This window comes from Kitasatospora sp. NPDC051914 (assembly GCF_040680995.1).
Lineage (GTDB): Bacteria > Actinomycetota > Actinomycetes > Streptomycetales > Streptomycetaceae > Kitasatospora.
The window spans coordinates 1-3,197 of record NZ_JBFAXX010000152.1 but is presented as its reverse complement, the minus strand read 5'-3'; the positions used below and the strand labels follow the sequence as shown (position 1 = coordinate 3,197).

3 protein-coding genes are annotated in these 3,197 nt (G+C 74.5%); 1 reads left to right on the top strand and 2 read right to left on the bottom strand.

Translation table 11 applies throughout. From position 1 onward, the window contains the following. Window positions 1-64 precede the first annotated feature (64 nt). A complete protein-coding gene (locus AB0M03_RS39530) occupies window positions 65-634 on the bottom strand; it encodes a hypothetical protein (RefSeq protein ID WP_363501656.1) in 570 nt (189 codons plus the stop codon). 115 nt (window positions 635-749) lie between these two features. Next, window positions 750-1,685, bottom strand: a complete 936-nt coding sequence (locus tag AB0M03_RS39525; RefSeq protein ID WP_363501654.1) for a hypothetical protein — start codon at window positions 1,683-1,685, stop codon at window positions 750-752. A 566-nt stretch (window positions 1,686-2,251) separates the two neighbouring features. On the opposite strand from AB0M03_RS39525, the gene AB0M03_RS39520 reads away from it, so the two are divergent. Then, window positions 2,252-3,004: a transglycosylase family protein gene (locus AB0M03_RS39520; RefSeq protein WP_363501651.1), complete on the top strand. Its 753-nt coding sequence runs from the start codon at window positions 2,252-2,254 to the stop codon at window positions 3,002-3,004. Window positions 3,005-3,197 lie beyond the last annotated feature (193 nt).

Genomic DNA, 3,197 nt, shown 5'->3' with positions numbered 1-3,197 from the left:
CACTAAGCTCTTCCGATCTCTGCCCGGCCCCGGCCGTTGTGCGCTGCCCTGCTCTCCGCGGGGCTCAGAACCCGTGCTCCGCGGGGCGGCCCGGCGGCAGCGACAGCAGCAACCGGTGGCGGCCGGTTGCCGGGGCCGCCACGGTGCCCGTCTGGTGCCCCAGGTACCCCGCCGCCACCCAGCCCTGCCCGGTGCCGCCGACCGACTGGCCGACCGTGTACCCGGTCGGGTGGCCCGCCGCCTCGCTCACCGCCAGCCGACCCTGCTGGTGCTCCGCACCGTGCGTCCGGCCGCCGGAGTCGGCCGCCGGCCGCGTCTCGGAGACGAACTGGGGCGTGCCCTGCGCATGCCCCGGGCAGGTCTCGAAGACCTGGTGCTGCGGGTATACGACCGAGGCCCCGCACCCGGCGAATCCGCTCCGCCCGCCGGAACCGCCGAACCCGACGAAGCGCAGCTGCTCCTCGTCCGTCCGGTCGCCCGGCAGGGCCCGGAAGAGTCTCCGGTACTCGGAGTACAGCGCGTCGTAGATCGGGGTCGGTGAGGTCGAGCGGTCCGCGTCGTACGAGGGGCGCATGCCCGGGATCGTGCGGCCGACGAGCGGGCGGGTGGTCGGGGCGACGTCGTAGCTGTACACGTGAGGGCCAACGAGCGAAGCCGCCGGGGGATGCGGGGGTTGCACGGCCCGGTCCATGCCAGTCCCCTGCAGCCCCCCGCGTCCCGCAGTGGCCTTCGGTGCGCCGCCCCGGGGCTCAGGTGCCGGCCAGCGGCAGCATGCCCGCCACCAGGACGCCCTGGGCGGCCGCCCGGTCGAGGGCCATCCGCAGCAGGTCCTCGCGGGGCTGGCGGCCGATGGTGCCGGCCGGCACCGCGTACATGATCACCTGGGAGCGGCGGCCCACCGCGGCCCGCCAGGCCTCGGTGACCTGCAGCGGCTGGTGGGCCTGCCACCAGGCGGCGCTGCCGCCGGTCGCCGAGGGCTGGAGGATCGCGTGCAGCTGCCCCATCGCCATCAGCACGGACCAGCCGGCGAGCGGCCGGTCGGGCGCGCGGTCCACCGACTGCACCACCTGGAAGCCGTGGTCGGTGAGCAGGGAGAGGAACTCGTCCTCCGCCGATCCGCTGCCCGGGCGGGCCACCGGGCCGGTCGGCTCCACCACGAGGGCCGCGTACGGGGTGTCCCCGCACAGCACCAGTCCGCAGGTGACGCCGAGCACGGCCGGCTGGGTGCCCGGGGCGGCCGGGGCCTGCGGCTGCGGCGCCGGTGCCTGGAGCTGCGGCGCCGGGGCCGCGGGCATGTCGTACCCGGCGGGGGCGTCGAAGCCGGCCGGGGTGTCGAAGCCGTTCGGCCCGGCGTAGGCCCCGGTGTACGGGTCCGGCACGGCGGGGGCGGGGGCGCCGACGCCGCCCCGGGCCTGGCTGATCGAGCGGACGGCGCCGAGCAGCTGCGCCTCGTCGACCGGCACCACCTGGGAGGGGACGCAGCGGGCGTGCGCGAAGGCCAGCACCGCGGTCTCGTCGCCGATGAACAGCACGGTGCTGGTGGGCTCGCGCAGCGAGTCGCCCGGCGCCCGGCACGAGGTGCAGTCGTAGGCGTCGGGCGCGTGGGCGCCGGCGACCAGGCGGTCCGCCTCGTCGTCGCCGATCTCGGTTCGTACTTCGTCGCTGACATCGAGCATGCGCGGCAAGGGGACTCCTCCGGTTCATGGTTGGCACGGGCGCGCCTGGCCGCCATTGCCAACGGGAGGTTGTGGCCGGGGTCACGGGTGCGTCCGGCTCCGACGGGATTTGCCGCGGATATGACTGCTATGTGTGGCCGACCGGTCGCAATCTGTCGACGCTGTGCGTGAGGTCACAGGACGGAAACGGTGAGCAGCCTCACGATCCGAAGGGGATTGATCATGGAAAATATGGGCAAATCGGGCAAACTGTCGTGATTTGCTAGATCGATACCCGCGGTAACGCCGCGTTGAGCTGGGAGGACCCGAAACTGTTTGGTGCCCGGCCGGGCGGCTCGTAGGTTTTTGCCCAGTGCACCGAGCACTTCCCGGGTTCACCCCGACGCACCGCCCACCGGCACCCGCCGGCGGCGCAGGTGCCCGTCCGAGCGGCTGACCACCGCCCGGACGCGACAGGTGGCCGGGGCGGCACAGCACGTACGAACACGTGCGGCCGTCTTGCGGACGCGGCGAGCGAAATCGAGCCATGAGGCTCTGGTTCCGCCTGCCCGCCCGGGGCTTTCGAGAGGAATCCCATGCTCTTCCGTAACGAGTCCGCCGCTGCCACCACCACCGCCACCAAGCGCAACCGCGTCCGGCTGGCGATCGCGGGCGGCGCCGCTGTGGCCGTCCTGCCGGTGGCCGGCCTCGTCACGGCCACCTCCGCCTCCGCCGCCTCCGTCTCCACCTGGGACGCCGTCGCCCAGTGCGAGAGCACCGGCAACTGGCACATCAACACCGGCAACGGCTTCTACGGCGGCCTGCAGTTCACCAACAGCACCTGGGCCGCCTTCGGCGGTACCTCGTTCGCCCCGCGCGCCGACCTGGCCACCAAGGACCAGCAGATCGCCATCGCCGAGAAGGTCCTCGCCGTGCAGGGCCCCGGCGCCTGGCCCGTCTGCTCCGTCAAGGCCGGCCTGACCAAGGGCGGCCCGGCCGCCTCGGTCAGCACCGCCGCCGCCCCGGCCCCGAAGGCCGCCGCCGCCCCCAAGGCTGCCGCCCCGGCCGCCCCGAAGGCCACTGCCGCCCCGAAGGCCGCCGAGCAGAAGGCCAGCCGCAGCGAGGCCCGCGCCACCCTGAACACCACCGCCAAGCAGGACGCCCCGAAGCCGTCCGCCCCGGCGAAGAAGAACACCAACGGCGCCAACTACACCGTCAAGGCCGGCGACACCCTGAGCAAGATCGCCAAGGCCAAGGGCCTCGACTGGAAGACCCTGTACAAGAACAACTCCGGTGTCATCGGCGGCAACCCGAACATGATCTTCCCGGGCCAGGTCCTCTCCGTCTGATCCGTCGGACACCCGTCCGATCCTTCGGACGACCCGGGGCCGCCGCGCCTGTCCGCGGCCGCCCCGGCCGCAGCCACCCGTCGGGGGGCGCCCCGCCCCCCCCCCCGCGGGGGGGCGCGCCGGCGGGGGGGGGGGCCGGCCCCCGGGCCGGGGGGCCGGCCCCACACACACGCGCCCGGTCCCCGCTCCCCCC